This window comes from Streptomyces violaceus, assembly GCF_036014075.1.
GTDB classification, from domain to species: Bacteria; Actinomycetota; Actinomycetes; order Streptomycetales; family Streptomycetaceae; genus Streptomyces; species Streptomyces violaceus.
On record NZ_CP107911.1, the window covers coordinates 1,188,893 to 1,211,865 of the forward strand.

22 protein-coding genes are annotated in these 22,973 nt (G+C 69.6%); 5 read left to right on the forward strand and 17 right to left on the reverse strand.

The annotated features are described in order from the left end of the window. Positions 1-38: 38 nt before the first annotated feature. The 3 genes from OG542_RS05360 to OG542_RS05370 are packed head-to-tail and all read right to left on the reverse strand — an operon-like array spanning position 39 to position 3,497. Positions 39-1,394 (reverse strand): lysine N(6)-hydroxylase/L-ornithine N(5)-oxygenase family protein, encoded by a 1,356-nt coding sequence (locus OG542_RS05360; protein WP_328408667.1) that lies wholly within the window; start codon positions 1,392-1,394, stop codon positions 39-41. Positions 1,395-1,405: 11 nt separating this feature from the next. After that, positions 1,406-2,707: an MFS transporter gene (locus tag OG542_RS05365; RefSeq protein ID WP_193477195.1), complete on the reverse strand. Its 1,302-nt coding sequence runs from the start codon at positions 2,705-2,707 to the stop codon at positions 1,406-1,408. A gap of 1 nt (position 2,708) precedes the next feature. Continuing rightward, a complete protein-coding gene (locus OG542_RS05370; RefSeq protein ID WP_311128848.1) occupies positions 2,709-3,497 on the reverse strand; it encodes a class I SAM-dependent methyltransferase in 789 nt (262 codons plus the stop codon). 286 nt (positions 3,498-3,783) lie between these two features. Here OG542_RS05370 and ddaH point away from each other — a divergent pair, with 286 nt between their 5' ends. After that, entirely contained in the window at positions 3,784-4,644 is an 861-nt protein-coding gene (ddaH, locus tag OG542_RS05375; RefSeq protein WP_311128847.1) for a dimethylargininase, read from the forward strand. Here the strand turns inward: ddaH and OG542_RS05380 are convergent. The 12 genes from OG542_RS05380 to OG542_RS05435 all read right to left on the reverse strand — a co-directional run bounded on the left by OG542_RS05380 (position 4,607) and on the right by OG542_RS05435 (position 15,998). Beyond that, positions 4,607-5,668, reverse strand: a complete 1,062-nt coding sequence (locus OG542_RS05380; protein ID WP_328408670.1) for a LysR family transcriptional regulator — start codon at positions 5,666-5,668, stop codon at positions 4,607-4,609. The genes ddaH and OG542_RS05380 overlap by 38 nt on opposite strands. After that, positions 5,665-6,603: an ABC transporter permease gene (locus OG542_RS05385; protein ID WP_311128845.1), complete on the reverse strand. Its 939-nt coding sequence runs from the start codon at positions 6,601-6,603 to the stop codon at positions 5,665-5,667. Before OG542_RS05385 ends, OG542_RS05380 begins: the two co-directional genes overlap by 4 nt. Further along, entirely contained in the window at positions 6,590-7,393 is an 804-nt protein-coding gene (locus OG542_RS05390; RefSeq protein ID WP_311130459.1) for an ABC transporter ATP-binding protein, read from the reverse strand. The genes OG542_RS05385 and OG542_RS05390 overlap by 14 nt, the downstream gene beginning before the upstream one ends. Before the next feature lie 107 nt (positions 7,394-7,500). After that, positions 7,501-8,823 carry a sulfate adenylyltransferase subunit 1 gene (locus OG542_RS05395; protein ID WP_328408672.1) on the reverse strand — a complete coding sequence of 441 codons (1,323 nt, stop codon included), beginning with the start codon at positions 8,821-8,823 and terminating at the stop codon, positions 7,501-7,503. Between the two features lie 2 nt (positions 8,824-8,825). Further along, positions 8,826-9,731, reverse strand: coding sequence for a sulfate adenylyltransferase subunit CysD (gene cysD, locus OG542_RS05400; RefSeq protein ID WP_328417775.1), 906 nt, complete (start codon positions 9,729-9,731; stop codon positions 8,826-8,828). 26 nt (positions 9,732-9,757) lie between these two features. Beyond that, a complete protein-coding gene (cysC, locus tag OG542_RS05405; RefSeq protein WP_184588046.1) occupies positions 9,758-10,306 on the reverse strand; it encodes an adenylyl-sulfate kinase in 549 nt (182 codons plus the stop codon). Next, entirely contained in the window at positions 10,303-11,121 is an 819-nt protein-coding gene (locus tag OG542_RS05410) for a 3'(2'),5'-bisphosphate nucleotidase CysQ (protein ID WP_328408674.1), read from the reverse strand. The genes cysC and OG542_RS05410 overlap by 4 nt, the downstream gene beginning before the upstream one ends. Next, positions 11,090-11,914 carry an amino acid ABC transporter ATP-binding protein gene (locus tag OG542_RS05415; protein WP_328408676.1) on the reverse strand — a complete coding sequence of 275 codons (825 nt, stop codon included), beginning with the start codon at positions 11,912-11,914 and terminating at the stop codon, positions 11,090-11,092. Before OG542_RS05415 ends, OG542_RS05410 begins: the two co-directional genes overlap by 32 nt. 3 nt (positions 11,915-11,917) lie before the next feature. Further along, positions 11,918-12,772 carry an amino acid ABC transporter permease gene (locus OG542_RS05420; RefSeq protein WP_328408678.1) on the reverse strand — a complete coding sequence of 285 codons (855 nt, stop codon included), beginning with the start codon at positions 12,770-12,772 and terminating at the stop codon, positions 11,918-11,920. Between the two features lie 6 nt (positions 12,773-12,778). Continuing rightward, complete coding sequence (locus OG542_RS05425; protein ID WP_328408680.1) at positions 12,779-13,621, reverse strand: ABC transporter substrate-binding protein; 843 nt, start codon at positions 13,619-13,621, stop codon at positions 12,779-12,781. Continuing rightward, positions 13,618-14,928 (reverse strand): ATP-grasp domain-containing protein, encoded by a 1,311-nt coding sequence (locus OG542_RS05430; RefSeq protein ID WP_328408682.1) that lies wholly within the window; start codon positions 14,926-14,928, stop codon positions 13,618-13,620. The genes OG542_RS05425 and OG542_RS05430 overlap by 4 nt, the downstream gene beginning before the upstream one ends. A 71-nt stretch (positions 14,929-14,999) precedes the next feature. Beyond that, positions 15,000-15,998: a sulfotransferase family protein gene (locus OG542_RS05435; protein WP_328408684.1), complete on the reverse strand. Its 999-nt coding sequence runs from the start codon at positions 15,996-15,998 to the stop codon at positions 15,000-15,002. Between the two features lie 539 nt (positions 15,999-16,537). Here OG542_RS05435 and OG542_RS05440 point away from each other — a divergent pair. Together OG542_RS05440 and OG542_RS05445 are read left to right on the forward strand one after the other, a co-directional pair. Continuing rightward, positions 16,538-17,320: an MBL fold metallo-hydrolase gene (locus tag OG542_RS05440; protein ID WP_328408686.1), complete on the forward strand. Its 783-nt coding sequence runs from the start codon at positions 16,538-16,540 to the stop codon at positions 17,318-17,320. 16 nt (positions 17,321-17,336) lie between these two features. Beyond that, positions 17,337-18,449 carry an ABC transporter substrate-binding protein gene (locus tag OG542_RS05445; RefSeq protein WP_328408688.1) on the forward strand — a complete coding sequence of 371 codons (1,113 nt, stop codon included), beginning with the start codon at positions 17,337-17,339 and terminating at the stop codon, positions 18,447-18,449. Between the two features lie 45 nt (positions 18,450-18,494). Here OG542_RS05445 and OG542_RS05450 read toward each other — a convergent pair whose 3' ends face one another. Next, a complete protein-coding gene (locus OG542_RS05450) occupies positions 18,495-19,730 on the reverse strand; it encodes an MBL fold metallo-hydrolase (protein ID WP_328408690.1) in 1,236 nt (411 codons plus the stop codon). Between the two features lie 124 nt (positions 19,731-19,854). Here OG542_RS05450 and OG542_RS05455 point away from each other — a divergent pair, with 124 nt between their 5' ends. Further along, positions 19,855-21,033 carry a glutamate dehydrogenase gene (locus tag OG542_RS05455; protein ID WP_328408692.1) on the forward strand — a complete coding sequence of 393 codons (1,179 nt, stop codon included), beginning with the start codon at positions 19,855-19,857 and terminating at the stop codon, positions 21,031-21,033. Between the two features lie 86 nt (positions 21,034-21,119). Further along, a complete protein-coding gene (locus tag OG542_RS05460; RefSeq protein ID WP_328408694.1) occupies positions 21,120-21,728 on the forward strand; it encodes a TetR/AcrR family transcriptional regulator in 609 nt (202 codons plus the stop codon). Positions 21,729-22,046: 318 nt separating this feature from the next. Here OG542_RS05460 and OG542_RS05465 read toward each other — a convergent pair whose 3' ends face one another. Continuing rightward, on the reverse strand, positions 22,047-22,832 hold the full coding sequence (locus OG542_RS05465; protein ID WP_193477534.1) for an SGNH/GDSL hydrolase family protein: 786 nt from the start codon (positions 22,830-22,832) through the stop codon (positions 22,047-22,049). Positions 22,833-22,973: the final 141 nt, after the last annotated feature.

Consider the following 22,973-nt stretch of genomic DNA (forward strand, 5'->3'; position numbering starts at 1 on the left):
CACGCGCTTGTGGGGCGTCCATCGGTCCTGGTCGGCTGTCAGTACGCCTTGACCGGGGCGGAGTCCTGCCGTGCGACGGCCGGGTCCGCTGCGCGTCCGGCGTGTTCCAGCACGGAGTCGAGGATCTCGCCGGCGCGTACGGCGGCGTTGGACAGCAGTGAGGAGGTGATGCCGTGGGAGTGCTCGGTGGCTCCGCAGAGGTACACGCCCGCGTCGGCCTCGGTCGCGGTGGCGACCCGGTAGTCGCGCTCGACGAGCAGCCTGCCCTCCGCGTCACGGCGCAGCAGGTCTCCCGCGGGGCCGAGCAGGTCCAGCGGGTCGGCCGCCCGGTAGCCGGTGGCGCACACCAGCAGATCGGCCTCCAGGTCGGTGGTACGGCCGGAGGGAAGGTGATGGACCGTCAACTTCACGGAGTCGTCGGACTCCTGGACGTCGCATATCTCCGAGACGTTGTGCAGGCGCAGGCGCTCGACACCGGCGATCTTGTCCTGGTAGATCCTGCGGTACATCTCCTCGATGAGGTCGACGTCCACGACGGAGTAGTTGGTGTTGGCGTGGTAGCCGAAGAGCGAGCTCTTCACCTGCGGCGGCGCGCTGTGGAAGTCGTCGACGGCCGAGGGGTCGAAGATCCTGTTGGCCAGGGGGCTGTCGTCGGCCTGGCTGTAGCCGAACCGGGAGAAGACCGCGTGTACTTCGGCGGCCGGGTAGGCGCGGTGCAGATGGTCGGCGACCTCGGCGGCGCTCTGCCCCGCGCCCAGGACGACGAACCGGCGAGGCAGGCGCGTCGACGCGTCCAGCCTCGCGAGGTCGTGCAGCGTGGTCGAGCTGTGCCGCACGTGCGCGGAGACCTCGAGCCCGCTGGGCATGCGAGGCACCAGGCCCGGGGCGAGCACCAGGTTGCGGGCCTTCCTGACGACCAGTTCGCCCTTGTCCTCGTCGCGGGCGATGACCTCGAAGTGGCTGACGACCCCGTCCTCGGCGACCGGCCGGGCGGAGAGCATCTCGTGGCCGTAGCGGACCAGGTGGTCCAGTTGGCCCGCGCACCAGGAGAGGTAGTCGTGGAACTCCACCCGTGACGGGTACAGGACCTTGTGGTTGATGAAGTCGACCAGCCTGTCCCGGGCGTGCAGGTAGGGGACGAAGCCGAAGCGGCTGACCGGATTGCGCAGGGTCGCCAGGTCCTTGAGGAAGGCCACCTGCATGGTGGCGCCCTCGATGAGCATGCCGCCGTGCCAGTCGAACGCGGGTTTGCGCTCGATGAACTCGGCGGTCAGCGGCGCTCCGCCGCCGGTCTCGTTGTGCTCCGTTACCGCGATCGCGAGTGCCAGGTTGGCCGGGCCGAACCCCACACCCAGTACGTCCACGACAGGGCTGTCCGTCCGCGACGAATCCATGTGTTTCCCTTTCAGTCTTGTGCCGGACGCCCCACGAGTTCGGAGCCCTCCCCGTCGAGCGCGGCCCGTTCGCGGGCGCGCGCGACCAGAACGGTGCGGTACTTGAGGATGATCACGACGCCGAAGACGCCGTACAGCGCCGCGATACCCCAGCGCGAGACGACCGCTCCGAGGGTCATGCACAGGGAGGCGATGAGCAGGGCGAGGCGGACGTTGAGGTTGAAGACCGCCATGTACTTGGTGCGCGCCTGCTCGGGGACCAGGTCGGCCAGCATGGTCTGCTGCACGGGTACGTTGAGCAGCTCGCCGACGGTGAGGACAAGCATGGCCAGGAGCAGCAACCAGCCGTTGCCGGACACGGCCATCACCATGTAGCCACCGGTGAACAGGATCACGCCGGCGTACAGCCGCGGCCCATCGCTCATCCGCCGCAGCAGCCGGTGGACGACCAGGGCGAGCAGGACCACCAGGAGCGTGTTCTCGGCGCGCAGGATGCCGAGGATCTCCACTCCGTTGACGGTCGCGTCCCAGGAACCGAAGCTGAACAGCCGCTGTTCCTCGAAGGTCTCGCTGACCCGTACGTTGATGTAGTAGTTGATCTGTACTTCGATGGCCATCCGCAGGGTGGCCGCGATCAGCAGCGCCGAGAAGAGCCGGTCGGCGAGGACCGCGCGGTAGCCGGAGGCGAAGCTGCGGACGTAGGCGCGCGCCGACTCGCTCTTCTGCGAGACCGCACCGGCCGGAGCCGTCTCGTCGATCTTGAAGAAGGTGACCAGGAGCACGGCGAGCGACCCGACGGCGACGGCCGCGAGCATCTGGGGGAAGTAACCCCCGTACAGGAAGCCGCCGATGAGAACGCCGCAGGCGAGGGCGAGGTTGATCGACCAGTAGTTGATCGTGTAGACGAACTGCCGTGACTCGGGGGTACTGACGTCGACGACCATCGCGTCGTTCGCCGGCACCGCGAGGTTGGAGGCGAGGCTCCCGGCGAGGAAGCCGGCGTAGATGACGCCGGCGTTCTCCCACCAGGGCATCGCGGCGGCCGCCATCGTCACGTACGCGACGACGACACCCGCCTCGCCCGCCAGCAGCAGCGGACGGCGGCCGTGGATGTCGGCCAGGTAGCCACCGATCAGCGATCCCGACACCTCGCACACCGCGATGGCCAGGACCAACGCACCCGCCACCGCAACACCGAACCGCTCGGCCAGGAACACGGTCATCAAGGGCATGACCATGACGTGGAGGAAGCGCTGCACGGATCCCACGACGATGCGGATGCGGAGGTTGGGGTGCAGAGACCGGAATTTCATGTCAGGTACGCACTCCGGTGTAGATGTCGTAGTACTCGCCGGCGACGGGCGTCTTGCGCACGTCGGCGAGGCCGCAGCCCTTGAGGATCTCGATGAGCTGGTCGTGGCGCAGGTAGCGGGACCGCCGCTGGAACTCCCACGGGGTACCGTCCACCGTCAGCCTGCTCGACCACGTGCGGATACCCGTGGACCGGTCGATCGAGATGGTCTCGGCGATGTCGACGGTGTGCTGCCCGATCAACAAAGTCGGGTGGACGACCGACTGGTCCTCGCGCCGCTCCAGGTCCGCCGCGCGCGTGATGTCGACGTAGAAACGCCCGCCGGGACGCACGCAGGCCACCCACTGTCCGATGGCCTCGGCCATCGCGGCCTGGTCGGCCAGCCCTTCGTCGTCCCAGGCGCCGGCGTAGATGTAGTTGCCCCCACCGCGGTTCATCACCACGTCGAAGCCCTCGGCATGCCGGCGCGGGAGGTCCTCCCACAGCATGAGCTCGGGCCGCACGTCGAGGCCCTCGAGGCGGGCGTTGCGACGGAAGTGCGTCAGCATCAGTTCGCTGCCGTCGGTGCAGGTCACGTCATAACCGCGGCGGATGAGCTCCAGGGCGGGAAAGCCGCTTCCGCAGGCGCAGTCGAGAATGCGGAGGCCCTCCGCCGGGCCCAGCCACTTGGCTATTCCGTCGGCAGTCTCCTCGCGGTCGAACTCGAAGAGCATGCACAGTTCCCACAGCGTGCCGATATCCGGATCACCGGCATCCAGGGCCGCCTCTATGCGTGCATCGGAAACTGACACGACTTCACTGTTCGACAGAGCTGATGCTTTTCCCACACCCCATCCTTCCCATGCCATATGAGACTTTTACTGTGACCTTCGCAGCGCGAAGAGCTCCCTGTCAAGCGGTTCCTGAAAACAGCTCACCTCGCCTGATCGCGCTATAGAGCCGCGTTATGAGCTGATTAGGAGAAGGAATTGGACAGGGCCTCGGCTTTCGTGCGCCACTGGTTAAGTGCACTCCCGAATGAGAAACGTGCACATTGCTCCGTACCGGAATTTCGTAAGCACGCCGGAGGCAGCCCTGATGCTCGATCAGCACTCGCGTGTGTTCCGCAGGCGGCGATACCTCATGTGTCCGCCGACCCATTTCGACGTCACCTACTCGATCAATCCCTGGATGGACCTCAGCAAACCGGTCGACCAGCGGCTGGCCGTCACGCAGTGGGAGGAACTGCGTGACCTGTACGTCACGCTGGGACACACCGTCGAGTTGATCGATCCCCTGCCCGGTCTGCCGGACATGGTCTTCGCCGCGAACGGGGCCACTGTCGTGGACGGCCGGGTGCTGGCCGCTCGTTTCCGCAACGCGGAGCGCGCCGCCGAAGGGCCCGCCTACACCGCGTGGTTCCGCGCAAACGGCTTCCCCGAGGTGCGCGAGTCCGACCACGTGAACGAGGGCGAGGGCGACTATCTCGTCACCGGCCGCTGGCTGCTGGCCGGCAGCGGCTTCCGCTCCGATCCGGGGGGCCACCTGAAGGCTCAGGAGTTCTTCCAGCGCCCGGTGGTGAGCCTCACGCTGACCGATCCGCGCTACTACCACCTCGACACCGCTCTCGCCGTGCTCGACGACGACCAGATCATGTACAACCCCTCCGCGTTCTCCCCCGGCAGTCTCGCGGTGCTGCGCGACCTGTTTCCCGACGCGCTGACCGCGTCCGACGCCGATGCGGCGGTCTTCGGCCTCAACGCGGTCAGCGACGGATACAACGTGGTTCTGGCACAGGCCGCGACCGGACTGATCGAGCAGTTGCGCGCCCACGGTTTCCACCCCATCGGCGTGGACCTGTCCGAGCTGCTGAAGGCCGGCGGCGGAGTCAAGTGCTGCACACTGGAGATCCGCCCGCCGTTCACCGCCGGGCACCGGACGGCCGCAGTTCCCGCATAGCCGGGGTGTGGGGGATCCGGGAAACCTTCGGACCGTCCGACGGCCGGCCGTGTCTCCCCCGCGCGGCACCGACGGCGTCCGGAGGGGACGAAGCAGGCACGGCCGGTGCGACGGCACCGTGAACGAACGACACGAAGGTGTGCAGGGCGGCATTGGCGTTGTCCTTCCGCCAGGCCAGCGCCATCGGAACGACGACCGGCACGGTGAAGGACCTGAACACCACGCCCGGCACGGCCAGCAGCGCCGCCGACGGCTCAGTGACCAGCGTGATGCCCGCGCCCTGTGCCACGGCCGCCAGCATGTGGGCCTCGTCGGGTTCCAGGCGGCTGATCTCCGGCGCGGCACCAGGTCCGTACACCGCGCCGAGGATGGACTCCCACAGGCCGCTGCGCTCACGCGGGAAGAACACCAGCCGCTCCCCGGCGAGGTCCGCCGGTGAAACGCCCGGCCGGTCCGCGAGAGGGTGGCCGACGGGAAAGGCGACGACCACCTGGTCGTAGGCGATGACGGAGCACTGGAGGTCGTCGCCGTCGATCGGTGGCCGTATGAAGCCGACGTCGATCGTGCGCATCCGGATCCGCTCGACGTTCGAGTGGGTGTGGCCCGTCGCGGTCTCGACCGTCATGTGGGGGTACTGCTCACGGAATCGGCTGGTCAGTTCGGATGCCAGTCCGATGCCGCCCGAGCGGGAGTAGGAGAGGGTGAGCTTCCCGTTGTGACGGCCTGCCAGAACACTGGCGAAGCGATCGAACTCCTCTGCGTGGGCCAGCAGTTGCCGGGCCTTCGGCTCCAGCACCCGGCCCGCCGCCGTCAGGGCGACGCCCTGCCGGTCGCGCTCGAACAGCGGCATGCCGAGCCGGCGCTCCAGCGCCTTGATGCCCTGGGAGAGTCCGGGCTGCGTCATGTGCAGTCGCACGGCGGCCCGGCCGAAGCTCAACTCGTCGGCGACTGCGAGGAAGTAGCGCAGGCCGCGCAGGTCTCCGGCGGTGATGCCCTCACTCTCGAAGACGTTCTGACCGTTCACGGCGCACGCTCCAGCAGCCCGCGGGTACGCAGCACGTACCGTTCCAATGGTGCGAAGACAAGGAGGTCGACACTGATGCCGACGCACAGGATCAGCAGAATCGTCGCGAGGACCAGGGGCATGTCCTGCGCCACGCGCCCGTTCTCCAGCATCTGACCCAGGCCGTATCCCATCTCGGGTGATCCCGCGATGAGTTCGGCGGCCATCAGGGAACGCCAGGAGAACGCCCAGCCCTGTTTCAACCCTGCGAGGTAACCGGGCAGGGCGGCGGGCAGCAGGATGTGACGCACTCCCCGCAGGCCCCGTGCGCCCAGCGACCGCCCGGCGCGCACGAACAGCGGCGGCACCTGGTCCATGCCTGCCACCAGCCCGTTGGCGACGGACGGTACGGCACCCAGCAGCACGACCGCGTAGATGGCCGTGTCCGTCAGGCCGAACCAGATGACCGCGGCCGGGACCCAGGCCACCGAGGGCAGGGACTGCAACCCGGTCAGCATCGGTCCGATCGCGGTCCTGACGGGGCGCACACGCCACACGAACAGCCCGAGCGGTGTACCGATGGCGACCGCCGCCAGGAAGCCGAGGGCTCCGCGCGAGACGCTCTGCCCGATCACGCCCAGGGTGGTGCCCAGGTACCACTGCTCCACCAGGGCGTCCCACACCGCGCCCGGGCCGGGCAGGACGTAGTCCGGCTTGACCCCCGAAAGGTGGACCAGTTCCCAGACCGCCAGGATCAGGACAATGGCCACCACGGGGGGCAGTACGCGCGCCAGCAGCAGCCCGCCCAGTCGGGCGCCGCCCTTGTGCTGTGTACTCTGCAGAGCGTCCAGCCCGGTGCTCAGCCCGTCCAGGTCGACGCCGTCCCGCGGGGCGTCCGGCAGGACGGTCCGGGCGTCGGCCGCCTTCCGCGACCGTCTGGTGTCAGCTCCGGGCATGACGGCTGATTTCCTTGCGTAACTCTTCGGTGATTTCCTTCGCCTTCTCCGCCACTGCCTCGTCCTCCAGACGCCTGGGGTAGGTCAGGTCGATGCGCCACTGGCGGGCGATCCGGCCGGGCCGGGAGGCCAGCAACACCACCCGGCCGCCGAGCCGCACCGCCTCTCGGACGTTGTGGGTCACGAAGAGCACCGACAGACTGCGGGAGTCGGTGGCGGGCTGGTTCCACTCGTGCCAGACCCGGATCAGCTCCTCGTGCAGCAGGTCGCGGGTGATCGCGTCCAGTGCCGCGAACGGCTCGTCCATCAGCAGGACTTGTGACGCCTGGGCCAGGGCGCGGGCCAGCGCGACGCGCTGGCGCATGCCGCCGGACAGCTCGTGCACCCGTTTGCCGTACGCGCCGCTCAGGCGCACGAGCCCCAGCAGGCGTTCGGCCTCGGGCCGGCGCTCGCGCCGGGGAACTCCTCTGAGCCTGAGTGCCAGTTCGATGTTCTTCCCGGCGGTCAGCCAGGGGAACAGGGCATGCTCCTGGAACATCAGCGCGGGGCGCGGGCCCACCGCCGAGACCGCTCCGGCGCTGGGCTCGTCGATCCCCGCCGCCAGGGCGAGCAGGGTGGACTTGCCACAGCCGGAGGCGCCCAGGAGGCACACGAACTCGCCGGGCGCGACGGCCAGACTGATGTCGTCGAGCACGAGCTGATCGCCGCCGGGGTGGCCGAAGGACTTGGACACCCCCCGCAGTTCCAGCGCGGGCGGGACGGCGAAGGCGCGCACCAGGTCCGGCGGCACGCCGGCCGTCGTGGTGGACTCGGACGCCGTCGCGGACTCGGCCGTCGCGGTGGACTCGGCCGTCGCGGTGGACTCGGCCGTACGCGGACTGTCGTACACCGGCCGGGTCACAGCCCTCCCCCGCAGCCGTCCGTGAACGCGGCGCCCGCCATGCCCGCGGCCAGCGTGGTCCCGTCGGCCGGGTCGATCAGCAGGAAGGATCCGGTGCGGCGCGAGTGCGCGTATCCGTCCATGGCGAGCGGCTCGGAGGTGTGCAGCACGACCGTCGCGATGTCGTTGGCCGTCAGGGACTCCGGCCGGGGGCGGCGCGCCAGGCCGTGCGCCGTGTCGATCCGGTAGGGAAGGTCCTTGACTACCGCCTTGACCGTACGCGTGGTGTGCTTGAGCAGCACGTGAGCCCCCACGGCCAGGGGCCGCTCATGCAGATGGCACACCGTCGCCTCGATGCGGCGTGTGAGTTCGGGGGCCGCCCCGGTCGGCACGAGCAGGTCACCGCGCGAGACGTCCAGGGCGTCGGCGAGCAGGACGGTCACGGACTCGGGCGCCGAGGCGCACGGGACGGGGACGCCCAGGGCGTCGATCGCCGCGATGGTCGTCACGCTCCCGGAGGGCAGCAGGGTGACGGACTCTCCGACGCGGAAGCTGCCGGCGGCGATCTGGCCCGCGTACCCGCGGTAGTCGGGGTGCTCGGCGCTCTGCGGCCGGATCACGTACTGCACCGGGAGGCGCGCCTGGTGGCCGGACGGGTCGCGGCTCACCGGAACGCTCTCGAGGTGTTCGAGGACGGTGGGGCCGCCGTACCAGTCCATGTTCGCGGACGGCTCGACGACGTTGTCCCCGGCCAGCGCGGAGATCGGGATCGCGGTGATCTCCGGCAGGCCCAGCTCGGCCGCGTACGCGGTCAGCTTCACCGCGATCCGCGCGAACACCGACTCCTCGTATCCGACGAGGTCCATCTTGTTCACCGCGAGCACCACGTGCGGGACCCGCAGCAGAGCCGCGATGGCGACATGGCGGCGGGTCTGCTCCACCACCCCCTTGCGGGCGTCGACGAGGACGACGGCCAGTTCGGCGGTCGAGGTGCCGGTGACCATGTTCCTGGTGTACTGCTCGTGGCCCGGGGAGTCGGCCAGGATGAACCGGCGCCGCGGGGTGGCGAAGTAGCGGTACGCCACGTCGATGGTGATGCCCTGCTCGCGCTCGGCGCGCAGACCGTCGGTCAGCAGCGCGAGGTCCGGGGTGTCCCGGCCGCGATTGCGGGACGCCTGCTCGACGGCCTCCAACTGGTCGGCCAGCACACTCTTGGAGTCGTACAGAAGCCGTCCGACCAGCGTGGACTTGCCGTCGTCGACGGAGCCCGCGGTGGCGAAGCGCAGCAGGGTGGTGGTGTCCGCCGGCCTCTGGGCGGTCTGCTCGGTGGTCGTCCCCATTTCTAGAAGTACCCTTCGCGCTTGCGGTCTTCCATCGCCGCTTCGGAGAGCTTGTCGTCGGCGCGCGTGGCGCCTCTCTCGGTCACCCGGGTGGCAGTGATCTCCGTGATGACCTGCTCGACGGTCGTGGCGTCCGAGTCCACCGCGCCGGTACAGGACATGTCCCCGACCGTCCGGTAGCGGACCAGACGCTTCTCCACCGGTTCCAACGCGGTGGGCCCGCCCCATTCCCCCGCTGTCAGCCACATCGCGGAGCGCCGGAACACCTCCCGCTCGTGGGCGAAGTAGATCTCCGGCAACTCGATCCGCTCGCGCTGGACGTACTGCCACACATCAAGCTCGGTCCAGTTGGACAACGGGAAGATCCGCACGTGCTCGCCCGGGGCGTGACGGCCGTTGTAGAGCTGCCACAGCTCGGGACGCTGGCGGCGTGGATCCCACTGCGAGAACTCGTCCCGCAGCGAGAACACCCGTTCCTTGGCCCGCGCCTTCTCCTCATCCCGGCGTGCGCCGCCGAACACCGCGTCGAAGCGGTGCTGCCGGATGGCCTCGGTCAGCGGGACGGTCTGGAGAGGGTTGCGGGTGCCGTCCGGGCGTTCGCGCAGGACTCCGCGGTCGATGTAGCCCTGCACGTCGGCCACGAGCAGCCGCAGCCCGTGCCGGGCCACCGTCCGGTCCCGGTAGGCGACGACCTCCGGGAAGTTGTGCCCGGTGTCCACGTGCAGCAGCGGGAACGGGACCGGCGCCGGGGCGAAGGCCTTCAGCGCCAGGTGCAGCATGACGATGGAATCCTTGCCTCCGGAGAAGAGCAGCACCGGGTTCTCCAGCTCGCCCGCCACCTCACGGATGATGTGCACCGCCTCCGACTCCAGTGAGTCCAGGTGGCTCCAGAACCGCGACACCGGCATGTGCGAGTGCGCTGCGGTCGCCCGCGTCACAACAACCCCCTCACGATCAGCAAAGCGTGGAGCATCACGGCGGACTCCTGCACGGTCTGCTTCTGGGTCTCGATGCGCAGGTCCGGGGACTCGGGCACCTCGTAGGGGTCGTCCACCCCTGTCAGACCGGTCAGTTCGCCCGCTGCCTGCTTGGCGTACAGCCCCTTCACATCGCGCTTCGCGCACACCTCCACGGGCGTGGCGACGTGGACCTCCAGGTAGGGGGTCCCGCTCTGCTCGTGGCGCTTGCGCACGGCCTCACGGCTGTTCCGGTACGGGGCGATCACCGGGACCAGGGCGGTGATCCGGTTCCGGGCGAGGATCTCGGCGACCAGACCGATGCGCTGCACGTTCGTGTCGCGGTCCTCGCGGCTGAAGCCGAGGCCGGCCGAGAGGAACGAGCGGATCACGTCACCGTCGAGCACCTCGACGCGGTGTCCGTCGCCGCGTAATCGTTCGGCGAGCGCGGTGGCGATGGTGGTCTTGCCGGAGCTCGGCAGTCCGGTCAGCCAGACGGTGCAACCCTGTTGTACGACGGCCGTCATACGCCCGCGCCCTCCTCGGCGACCGGCCAGTCGGGGCAGACCCGGGCGAACGCCGCCCGGAACGGCTCGTGCAGCTCCGGTGCGCAGACGGCCAGGTCGGGCAGCATCGGGTCCGGCCGGTTGTAGCGCGGCACGCTGCCGTCGAGCCTGAGAACGGTGCAGCCGTAGTGGGCGGCGACCGCCGCGGGTGCCGCCGAGTCCCATTCGTACTGGCCGCCGGCGTGCACGTACAGCTCCGCCTCGCCGAGCACGACGGACGCGGTCTTGGCCCCGGCCGAGCCCTGGGGTACGACGTCCGCGCCCAGTTCCTCGGCCAGCCGTGTAACGAACTCGGGCGCCCGGGTGCGGCTGACCAGCATCCGGGGACGACGCCGGACGGGCGCGCGGGGCGGCACCGGGTCGTCGGTGCACAGGACGGTGCCGCGTGCGGGCAGCGCGACGGCTCCCGCCCTCAGCTCGCCTTCCTCCCACAGGGCCACGTGCACGGCCCAGTCCTCGCGCGGAGGTTCGGCGAACTCGCGGGTGCCGTCGAGCGGATCGATGATCCAGACTCTGCGCGCACGCAGACGACCGTGGTCGTCGGCGGCCTCCTCCGACAGGGTCGCGTCGTACGGCCGGTGCCGCTTGAGCAGGTCGGCCAGGACGGACTGGGCACCACGGTCCCCGGCGGCCTTCAGCTCGCGCGGGTCGGTGTCCGGGGCCGCCGCGGCTCTGATCTCCAGGAGCCGCGCGCCCGCTTCCTCGGCGCAGGCCCGCGCGAAGGCGTGGTCGTCGTCGTGCGCCTCACCCGTGTTGTGTGTGGCAGTGGTACTCATGTGTTCTCCCCGTGCTGGTCGAGCCCGGCCCCGGCACCGCAGAGCCCTGCGGTCCGAGAACTCTTTGAAGGAAGGTGCGAGTGCGTTCGTGGCGGGGATCATCGATGACCTGCGACGGCAGGCCCTCCTCGACGATCACTCCGGCGTCCATGAAGACGACCCGGTCGGCCACGTCCCGGGCGAAAGCCATTTCGTGTGTGACGACGAGCATCGTCATGCCGTCCAGCCCGAGGTCGCGAATGACGGTGAGTACCTCGCCGACGAGCTCGGGATCGAGGGCGGAGGTCGGCTCGTCGAACAGCATCACGCCGGGGTTCATCGCCAACGCGCGGGCTATGGCCACGCGCTGCTGCTGACCGCCCGACAGCTGCTCCGGGTAGACGTCGGCCTTGTCCTCGACGCCGACGCGGGCCAGGCAGTCACGCCCGACGCGCTCCGCCTCGGCGCGGTCCCTCTTCAGTACGCGCCGCTGGGCGATGGTCACATTGCCCAGCACCGTCAGGTGAGGGAAGAGATGGAACATCTGGAAGACCATTCCCATGCGCCGCCGGGCCGCGTCCAGGTCGGTGTCGGGGTGGTTCATGCGGACACCGTCGACCAGGACGACACCCGAGGTGGGCTCCTCGAGCATGTTCACGCAGCGCAGCAGGGTGGACTTGCCGGACCCGGAGGGGCCGATGACGCACACGACCTCGCCCGGCGCGATGCGCAGGTCGACTCCCTTGAGGACGTCGAGCCCTCCGTACGACTTGTGCAGTCCGACCACTTCGACGGCTGGTTGAGCCGTGGTCATGCGTCAGCCCCTTTCGGCACGGCGGCTCTCCAGCCGGCGCACCAGGATCCCGAGCGGGACGGTGATGAGGAGGTAGCCGAGTCCGGCCACCACGAGCGGGGTGGAGTCGGCCTGGTCGGCCGCCACATCGGAGCCGTACTTGGCGAGTTCGGTGGTGGCCGCCGTGACCCCCAGGACGAACGCCAACGAGGAGTCCTTGAAGAGCAGGACAAGCTCATTGGTCAGGGGCGGCACGACGATACGCAAGGCCTGCGGCACCACGATCGAGAACATGGCCCGGCTGTGCGACATGCCCAGGCAACGGGCGCTCTCCATCTGCCCTTTGGGCACGGCCTGGATGCCGGCCCGGAAGGTCTCGGCCATGTACGCCGCCGAGACGAGGCCCAGTGCCAGCGCCACCTGCCCGTAGATGTCCCCGGGCAGTGCGAATCCGGGGAAGGCGACCGGGACCCCGAAGCCGATGATCAGGAAGATCACCAGCGCCGGCAGTCCCCGGAAGATCTCGATGTAGAGCAGGGCGGTCCAGCGGTGCAAGGGCACGGAGGACAGGCGCATCAGGGCCAGCACGATCCCGAGCAGGAAACCGAGGACGTAGCCGGAGAGTGTGTACAGGACGGTGTTGCGCAGCGCCACCGTGAGCAGGCCGGGGAAGGTCTCGCGGGCGACGCCCAGGTCGAGGAAGTGCTCCTGGACGGCGGCCCAGTCGACCTGGAGCGCCACCGCGGCGACGACCATGACGAACAGCGCGTACTGCGCGGTCAGGCTGATGCGTCTGCGGCGGCGAGGGCTGAACCCGGCTGTCGCGGAAGGTGAGGGAACGGGGTCGAGGTTCAGGGGAGCTGCGGACGTCTTGGCCATGGCTCCTCAGGAAGTCGCGCTCTGCTCGGGTGGGACACCGAGCCACTTCTGGTGGAGCCGGGCGTAGCTGCCGTCCTGCTTCGCGTCGGCGATCACCTCGTTGATCACCTTGAGCAGGTGCTCACTGCCCTTCTTCTTCACGACGAAGCCGTAGTGCGCTCCGGTGCTGATGGGCTGTCCTGCGGTGAACTTCCCGGCCAGTTCGGGCTTCTTGAGCCAGCTGGTGACCACGGGGAGGTCCTGCACGATGACGTCGACGCTCCCCGAGCGCAGGGCGGTGAGCTGCTTGCCGGAGTCCTTGTACTCCTGAGGCTCGATGCCCTCGTCCACCGCGGCCTTCATGCTGGTCGTGCCGGTCAGCACGCCGACGCGCTTCTTGCCGGCCCTGGCCTCGTCCAGCGTGGCCACCGGCTTGCCCTCGGGGCTCATCAGGCTGAGCGCCTCGTCGAAGTACGAGTCCGAGAAGGACACGTTCTTTCTGCGCTCCTCCGTGATCGTGATGCCGGCCGCCGCGACGTCGCACCTGCCGGAGTTGAGTGCCGCGCCGCTCCGGATCGGGTCGAAGTCGATGTCGACGATCTCCTGCTTCACTCCCAGCCGCCGGGCCACCTTGTCCATGAGCGCGATGTCGAAGCCGACGACCTCGCCGTTGCGGGTGAAGGAGAACGGCTCGTAGGGCACGTTGGTGCACACCACGATCTTCCCGGACTTCACCAGCGTGACGTTCTTGACCCTCGGTGACACGGCCTTGCCGGCGGCGCCCTCACCGCAGGACGCGGTGAGGAGAGCCACCGACAGCATCGCGCCGCCGACGGCCCAGCGACGTCTGCCGGGACGTGACGCGGTCACGGAGCCTTCTGCCCTTGCGTCTCGTCGGCCACTTCCACGTCGAGCTTCTCCGCGAGGGTGCGTGCCACGTCGTGGACGACGGCGGGGTCCTGGCCGGGCTGCCAGGGGTGCCACACGGACAGCAGGCCGGTGAAGTCGAAGCCGTTCTCACCGGAGACGACGTCCGTGCCGGGCTTGGCCACGGGAAAGTACGTACGGAGGTACGGCGAGTGCATGGCCTCACCCACGCTGTTGCGCACGACACGCCCGTTGCGGTAGATGACCTTGGCGCACACGGTCATCCGGGGCGGCTGCTTCTGGTTCTCCTGGGCGAGGATGTCCTCGACGCTCTCGCCGCACGCCGCGCGCAGGAACATACGCACGAAGTCGATGGCGTACACGTCCTTGATGTGCCGGTACACATGGCCGCCGGAGACGCGGATCGAGAACTCGATGACCCGGTACCGGCCTTCGGCGTCCTGCCGCATCTCGGCGTTGAACAGGCCGTGCTTCACGCCGAGTGCACGGGTGATGCGAGCGGCGATGCCGGCGACCTCGGCCTCGTGTTCCGGGGTCTTGAACGGCAGCGTGTACAGGTCCTCTTCGAAGTGCGGGCCGGCCGAGTGCTTCTTGTTGTGGACGCCGCCGAGGACGAACCGCCCGTCGAGCACGACGCCGTCGAGGGTGATCTCCTCGCCCGGCAGGTACTCCTCCAGGACCGCCCAGGACTCCGGGGCGCCGGAGAAGTAGAAGTTGCGGCCGCTTTCGATATAGCCCTGGATCACCTTGAGGGAGGCCCTCAACCGGTCGACGTCGCTGACGAGTTCGACGCAGTCGCTGGCGGCGGCCCGGGTCGGCTTGACCATGAGCGGCAGTCCTCGGGCGGTTGCCGCCTCGACGGCCGACTCGATGTCGGTGACCGGGTGGAACCAGACCGACGGGATGTCGTGCTCGGCCAGGAACATCCGCTGACGGTGCTTGTCGCGGCAGATGCGGGCGGCCTCGGGGATCGCCCAGTCGAGGCCGAGTTCCGCGTTGGCCTCCTCGACGATCTCGATGTCCGGCTCGATGAAGGTGACGACAGCGGAGGCGTCACGTTCCCGGGCGGTCTCGACGGCGGCCTTCACGAAGTCACGCTGGTCGGCGTCGTGCGGGAGCCGGCGCACGGAGGCGAAGCGGGGATCGTTCGCCCAGGGCTCGGTGTCGACGGTGAGGAGGTGGGTCCGTATGTCCAGGTCGAGCATGGTCTGAACGTGGTCCGGAGACGTGCTCAGCCCGCGTCTCATCACGAGCACGAGGGTGCGTGTCCGGCTGATGGCCTTGGTCATGCGGCTTCGGAGCTCCTTGGTTCGGCGTGCGAGGGGAACAGCGTCCGCGGGCGACGGCCCAGGGCGGGGGTTCAGGCCTGGTAGCCGTACAGCTCCAGGGCCTTGGCCAGGCGCTCGTGGGCCAGTTGCTCGACCCGGGGGGTGAACGCCTCCCGCCAGCTGCCGATCTGGCCCTTGAAGAAGGAGAACGAGTCCCTGCTGAAGATCCCGTCAGCGGTCTTCTCGGGGTCCGCGTCGGCACCGACGAACTCGATCACGCGCCGTACGGTGTCGAGCTGGGCCTCAGCCGAGCCACCGCCCCGTGCCCCCACCATTTCCTCGAAAGAGATGTTGCAGACCTTGGGGTGGTTCAGGAGCCAGAGCATCCGCTCATGGTCACCGCTGCCCGGGAAGGCCGGATCCGACAGCGCGTAAAGAAGGCGCTCCTCCAAGGAGCCCTTGGCCGCCAGAATGTTGTTGAAAATTTGAAACTCGCTGAAGTTGCCGAATCCCTTTGCGGTCTTCCCGAGCAGGAAGTTCACCATCGACAGGACCATGTCGCGGGGATCGCGGTACATGAAGAGGATCCGCGGCTCACCGGTGCTCGTCCATTCCTCGATGAACTTCCCGTCAACCTTTTTGATGTCGAGTTCAGGAACGATCCAGGAGGTGTTCTCCGGCGTCCAGGAGAAAGGTGTGCCGGAGGTACGCCGCAGGGCCTGATCGACGGCCTCGGTGTGAGTGAGCTGAGCGCCGTAGCGGTTGACCAAAGGCATTCCGAGACGCTGCTGCCATGCCCAGCCGAGTGCCTCCCACGCCTGGTCGGCGCCGGCCCGGAAGGCGTCTTCACCCTGCGCCCTGAGGGCATCGGCCGCCTGGTCGCCGTGCACCATGCGCACGACTCGATCACGAGTCTCGTCACCCAAAATGGGCCGGTTTTCCTGCGGAATCCTGGACTGGCCGTAAATCTTGTAGCCGAGAGCCAGCATCAGTTCCTGCACGAGATGGGTGCCGGATTTCATCAGCGAGACAACGACGACTCTTTCCGCACGTATACCGCCGACATCCGGAACCTGTTGCTGCACAGCCATCCCCTCACTTGTCCGCCGATAGCTTTTGGCACGCAGCGAACAACTCTGACTCTAATGTTGGCCAAATCGTTGCAAGTGCTTGACATCACTGTCAACCAAAGAAACTTCTGCCCCATCCGTCCAGGGCGCCTTTCAGCCAAGAATGCTTCACCCCTGACGCACCCGCCATCCTCGCGGCGCTGATAAGCGCGCCTTATCACGAAATCAGGGCGAACTGGACAATCGACGCATCTTCTGCTGCCAGGCGCCCCCGGGGGACTCGCACCCCTCATAACATTTACTTTCGCCCGGCCGCGCCCAAGAAGAGGAAGGGTGCATTCCGGGCGGCGAAGAACGGTGCACATTGCAGTTTGCGAGAGCCATCCGATTGTCCGAGAAGTCTCCTGGAGGCCCATCGACCGGCTGATTCGACCCGAATCCCCCAATCCTTGAACCCTCAACTCAACCTCGATCACGCCGAGTTGAGGACTCCCTGATCGGGCGTAAGATCGGAAATCCCCGTCAACTCGCAAAGCCTCACGTCTGAACAGGAACACCGCATGATGCACCTCACCGTCCTCGGCGGCTGCGGAGCATGGCCGGTCAAGGACCAGCCGTGCAGCGGATATCTGGTCGAGAGCGAGGGTTTCCGCCTGTTCGTCGACCCCGGCTACGCGACGTTCCCCGCGCTTCAGGAGTACGCGACGGCCGAGCAGGTCGACGCCGTCCTCGTCACGCACGGGCACCCCGACCACTGCGCCGACCTCAACCCGCTGCTGCGCGCCCGCGTCCTGAGCGAGGAGCCACCGGCACCCCTGCCCGTGTACACGCTGCCGTCCGCGCTCGACGCCGTGCTCTCCCTGGACCGGCCCGGGATGCTGGGGGACTCCTTCGAACTGCGCGAGTTCCGGGGCGGTGACAGCTTCGAGATCGGCCCGTTCCGTATCGACACGCGCCTGCTGCCGCACTTCGTCCCGAACGCGGGGGTGCGGCTGACCGCGGGCGGCCTGTCCCTGGCCTACACGGGGGACACCGGGCCCAGCCCCGAGGTGACCGCCCTGGCGCGGGACGCCGACGTCCTGCTGTCCGAGGCCACGTACGTCGACCAAGTGCCGCGCGCTGACGAGGAGTTCCTCTTGAGCGCACGTCTGGCGGGTGAGTACGCTGAGGCGGCCGGGGCAGCACGGCTGCTGCTCACCCATCTGTGGCCGGGCACCGGTCAGGCAGCCTCCGTGAGCGCGGCAGCCCAGGCCTTCACGGGGCCGATCGACGTGGCGCGCCCCGGCCTCATGGCCCACCTCCCCACGGCAGCTTCCCCGCCCTCCGCCGGTCTCCACCCCTGACCTCAAGGACCCCGCCATGCGCTCTGCCCCGTCACCGTTAGGGCCCCTGACCCGGCTGGCCGCAGCGGCGGTGGTGCTCACCGCCGTACTGAGCCTGCTGGCCGGATGCGGATACGGAAAGAACCGGCCGACCACGGCAGGGGCGGCGGGGCCACCCGCCCGGGGCCCCGAACTCTCCGTCGACACCGTGCGTATCGGCTACCTCCCCAACCTCACACACGCCACAGCGCTCGTCGGCCTCGAGCGAGGCTTCTTCGCCCGGGAGCTGAAGGGGACGAAGGTCGCTCCCCGGACCTTCAACGCCGGCCCGACCGTGATCGAGGCCCTCAACGCCGGTTCCGTGGACATCGCGTGGACCGGCCCCTCGCCCGCGATCAACGGATATCTGCGGTCGGGCGGGGACGCGCTGAGGATCGTGGCGGGCTCCGCCTCCGGCGGCGTACGGCTCGTGGTGAACCCCGACCGCATTCGCTCCCTGAACGAGGTGAAGGGCAAACGGATCGCCACACCGCAACTGGGCAACACCCAGGATGTGGCTTTCCTGCACTGGGCGGCGAGCCGTGGGTGGAAAATCGACCCGGCGACCGGCAGGGGCGACGTCTCCCTCGTCCGCACCGACAACCGGGTGACGGTGGATGCCTTCCGCTCCGGCTCCCTGGACGGCGCCTGGGTTCCCGAGCCGACCGCGTCGATCCTGGTCGCGGAGGGGGCGCGCGTGCTGCTGGACGAGGCGGACCTCTGGCCCGGTCGCCGGTTCGTCACGACGAACGTCATCGTCTCGCCCACGTTCCTGGCGAAGCACCCCGACGTGGTCGACGCCGTCCTACGGGGATCCGTCGCCGCCAACACCTGGATCGCCGACCGTCCCCGGGAAGCCAGGACCGCGGCAGGCGCCCACCTCAAGCGCTTGACGGGACAGGCGCTCCCGGCCGCCGTACTCGACGCCGCCTGGCAGGGCCTCACGTTCACGAACGACCCGCTGGCCCCGACCCTGCGCGCCCAGGCCCGGCACGCCGCCCGGTTGCGCCTGCTCGAATCGGCTGACCTGACGGGAATCTACGAACTGGGCCCGCTCAACAGGTCGTTGCGGTCGGCGGGGCTTCCGCGGGTCACGGAAGGAGCTCCGTGACCATGGCGGGCCTCCCCGCTCCTCAGGCGCGGCGACACCGCGGGATCACTTCTCGCCCGCGAGGTCGAGACCGCCCGGAGCGGCCGGCCCTGGGGCCGCTTCGGGCGGAGCAGCCGGCGGCAGGGGGGCCGGCGCGGTGACCCCCCTCGCGGAACGGCGCCACGGATGGGCAATGGGTGCGGACACCGCCCGCCACCAAGGCTGCCCGGGAAGCTTCCCAGCCGGCTCGAAGGGCTCGCCCGGCCGGGGGAACGCCACGTCCTGACCCGCCGCCCCGGCCAGGTCCTTCGTCCACTCCCCCGGCTCGGCCCAGGGATGGGTGGCAAGGTTGAACGTGGCCCAGTGGATCGGCAGCAGCACGCCGTGCGGCTTGCCTCCCTGCAGGTCGAGCTGAGCCTGGAGCCCCTCAGGGGGCGTCATGTGGATGTCGGGCCAGAAGTCGGAGTACGCACCGAGCTGGATCATCGTGGCGTCGAACGGCCCGTGCTCGGCGCCGATCTCCTTGAAGCCGTCGAAGTAACCGGTGTCCCCGCTGTGGTAGATCCGGTGCTCCTCCCCGGCGACGACCCAGGAGGCCCACAGGGTGTGCTGGGTGTTGCTCAGGCCCCTGCCGCAGAAGTGCCGGGCCGGGGTGGCGGTCAGGGCGAGGCCGCCGATCTTCGTGGTCTCGTGCCAGTCCAGTTCGCGCAGCCGGTCGGCGGACACGCCCCAGTGCTCCAGGTGCGCGCCGACGCCGAGGGGCACGGCGAACAGTGTGTCCGTGCCGGCCAGGGCCTTGATGGTGGGCATGTCCAGGTGGTCGTAGTGGTCGTGCGAGATGACCACCACGTCGACCGGGCCGAGCGCGGCCAGCGGCAGGGGCACCGGGTGCAGCCGCTTGGGCCCGGCGAAGGGGAACGGGGAGCAGCGCTCGCCCCACACGGGGTCGAACAGGACCCGCCGGCCGTCGATCTCCGCGAGCACGCTGGAGTGCCCCATCCAGGTCAGCCGCAGCCCCGTGGCCGGGGGCCGGGCGATGTCGGCGAGGGTGGTGGAGTGCACCGGCACCGTGCCCTTCGGGCTGCGGCGGGGCCGGGTCTCCTTGTCGAAGAAGACCTTCGCGAAGTCCAGGGTGGAGCCCGAGGGCCGGGTCCGCGCGGGGCCGCCGGGGTTCTGGAAGACCCCGTCCTTGAAATGGGGCGATCTGCGGATGCGCGCCATGCGCTCACCGCGCGGATCCGCACCGAACGCCCCGGGCCGCAGCGGGCGGAGCCCGGCGCTCAGGGAACGGAAACCGGCCACGGTACCTCCAAGTGGAGTCGGTCAGGCTTTCCATTATGGTCGGCCCCTCCGACAACACCGGGGCACAGGGGTCCTCCGAGGGTGATACTGACCGGTGATTCAGTAACCCGGCGAAGGAGCCCGCATGGCCAGCCCCCTGCTGTCCCTCACCTGGACCGACCACCTCACCGGCCACCAGGGCTTTCTGGTCGTCGACCGGCTGGTGCGCGGTGTCACCAGCGGCGGTCTGCGGATGCGCGCGGGCTGCACCCTGGAGGAGGTCACCGGTCTGGCCCGCGGGATGACCATGAAGGAGGCCCTGCACTACGACCCCGGGAGCCGCTACGTCCCGCTCGGCGGCGCGAAGGGCGGCATCGACTGCGACCCCCGGGACCCGGAGGCGTACCCCCTGCTCGTGCGCTACCTGCGCGCGGTGCGGCCGTACATCGAGAGCTGCTGGACGACGGGCGAGGACCTCGGGCTCACCCAGGACCTGGTGGACCGGGCCGCCGCCGAGGCGGGGCTGGTCTCCTCCGTACAGGCCGTCTATCCGCTGCTGGACGACGAGGCCGAGGCGCGGCGGCGGCTCGAGGACGCGTTCGCGATCGAGGTGGACGGCATCGGTCTCGACGAGTTGGTCGGCGGCTGCGGTGTGGCCGAGGCGGCCCTCACGGCCCTGGACCGGGCCGGCGTGCCGTACGCGGGGACGCGGGTCGCCCTCCAGGGACTGGGCACGATGGGCGGGGCGACCGCCCGCTTCCTCACGCGCGCCGGGCTCACGGTCGTGGCCGTCGCCGACCTCAAGGGCACGATCGCCAACCCGGCGGGCCTGGACGTCGAGGCGCTGCTGGCCGCGCGGGACGCCCACGGCACCGTGGACCGCTCCGCGCTGCGGCCCGGCGACCGCGACCTGTCCGGCGACGCGTGGCTGTCGGCCGACACGGACGTCCTGGTACCCGCTGCCGTCTCATACGCGATCGACGACGAGAACCAGGAGCGGATCACCGCCCGCTGGGTCGTCGAGGCGGCCAACATGCCCGTACGACCGGAGGCGGAGCCGCTGCTGGCCGCGCGCGGGGTGACCGTGCTGCCGGACGTGGTGGTCAACTCCGGGACGAACGCCTGGTGGTGGTGGACGCTCTTCGGGGATATCGGCGCCGACGCGGAGGAAGCGTTCGCCCGCACCCGCGGCTCGATGCGGGCCCTGGTGGAGCGGATGCTGGCCCGCGCGCAGGCCGACGGGACGACGCCGCGCGCGGCCGCCCACGCGATCGCGGCGGACCGGCTGCCGCTGATCGCGGAGCGCTTCGGCTGGTACCGGTGACGGACGGCGAACCGGCCGCGCGCCCCCTGCCGGACCGGCCGAATCCACACGTCAAGAGGGTGCACCCGCCTGTGTAGGGTGACGGCGTGACGAGAGTCCGGTTGAGCGTGGCGGAACGGCGCGGGGACCTGCTGCGGGCCGCCGTCGAGCAGATCGAGGCCCGAGGTGTGACGGCGGTCCGCATAGCCGACATCGCCTCGGTGCTCGGTGTGAGCAACGCGCTGGTCCTCTATCACTTCTCGACGAAGGAACAGCTCGTGGCCGCCGCGTTCCGGCACGCGGCGGAGGGGGACCTCGCGCAGCTGCGCAAGCTGCTGGGCCGCCGCACGTCGGCGCTGCGCCGGCTGCGGTCGGCCGTACGGTGGTACGCCCCGACGGGCCAGGCCAAGGGCTGGCGGCTGTGGATCGAAGGCTGGGCGGCGGCACTGCGCGAGCCCGCGCTGCGGGAGGTCGCCCAGGACCTCGACCGGCAGTGGAAGGCGTCCATCGCCGAGGTCATCGCGGAGGGTGTGGCGGCCGGGGAGTTCCACTGCCCCGACCCGCACGGCACGGCCCTGCGCCTCACCGCCCTGCTCGACGGGCTCGCCGTCCAGCTGACGTCCTACGAGGGCGCGGTGCCGCGGGCGCGGGCGCAGGAGTGGGTGGAAAAGGCCCTGTCTCGCGAACTGGGCTTGGAATCAGCGGCCTTGCCATAAGCCACCCAGCATCGGTGCTGGGGCCGGGTGGGTCCGCAGCCCGGCGTAGCGGGGTGCCTCCCCCACTCTCGGCTTCGCTCGAGCGGGGGGACCCCCACCGCCCACCCGTGCCGCCCCCAGCGGCACGCATGCCCGCAGCTGAGCGGACCCGCACCCGCCGACGCACGGAAGGGGCCGTGTCGGGGGGTGTCCGCCCGCAGCGGTTGGCGCGTCAACGAACAGCGAGTCGGTATCCGACCCCATCGCGCCGTTCCGAGGACGGACACCCCCCGACACGGCCCCGACCCACACCCGGCGAACAGGCGCAGACGCGCACCGTCACGCCACCGAACCGATCCGCAGCCTGATGTCCTCCGGCGACAGCGCCCCCTTGGCCGTCACATGGTCCCCCGACGACTCCCCGCGCAGCCGGCGCCCGATCCATGGCACCAGGAACTCGCGTGCCCAGTGGACATCGTCCCGCCGGATGTCGAGGGTGCCGCGCACCGGCAGCGGAGGCCATTCCTGCTCGGGATCGGCCGGCACGTCGAGGCCGAGCACCTGCCCCGCGCGGAGCGCCACGCGCGTGTGCCCCTCGGGCGACAGGTGCAGCCGGTCGGCGTCCCAGGCCCGACGGTCCTGGACACTGCGCAGGGACCACAGGTCGAGCACCGGGCAGCCGTACCGGTCGGCGACGGCCCGGACATGCCCGTTGTACGTGGCGATCTTGCCGCGCAGGTGCTTGAGCACGGGCATGCGACGGGTGTCGAACCCGGTCGTCACCATCACCGTGCCGGCCACGGCGGTGAGCTCGGCAATGGCCCGCTCGAAGCGCTCGGCCACCTCGTCCGGGTCGGTGCCGGGCCGGAGGATGTCATTGCCCCCGGCGCAGAACGAGACGAGGTCCGGGGCCATGTCGACGGCCCGCGGGAGCTGGTTCGCCACGATCTGGTCGAGGAGCTTTCCGCGTACGGCAAGGTTGGTGTATTGGAAGTCGCCTTCGGGCCTGCGGTCGGCGAGCAGGACGGCGAACCTGTCGGCCCAGCCGACGAACGCCCCGTCGGGGCCGGGATCGCCAACGCCCTCGGTGAAGCTGTCCCCCACCGCCACGTACGACCCGATCACCGCTCTGCTGTCACTCTTCGAATCGTCTGCCACAGCCGCTCATAATTCACCCTCGAATGTGACCTACGCGACCGTAGGAAGGGGTTGACGGACGGTGAGATAAGCCACTGCTAAAGTGTTCGCCAACTTCGGAATAGGCCG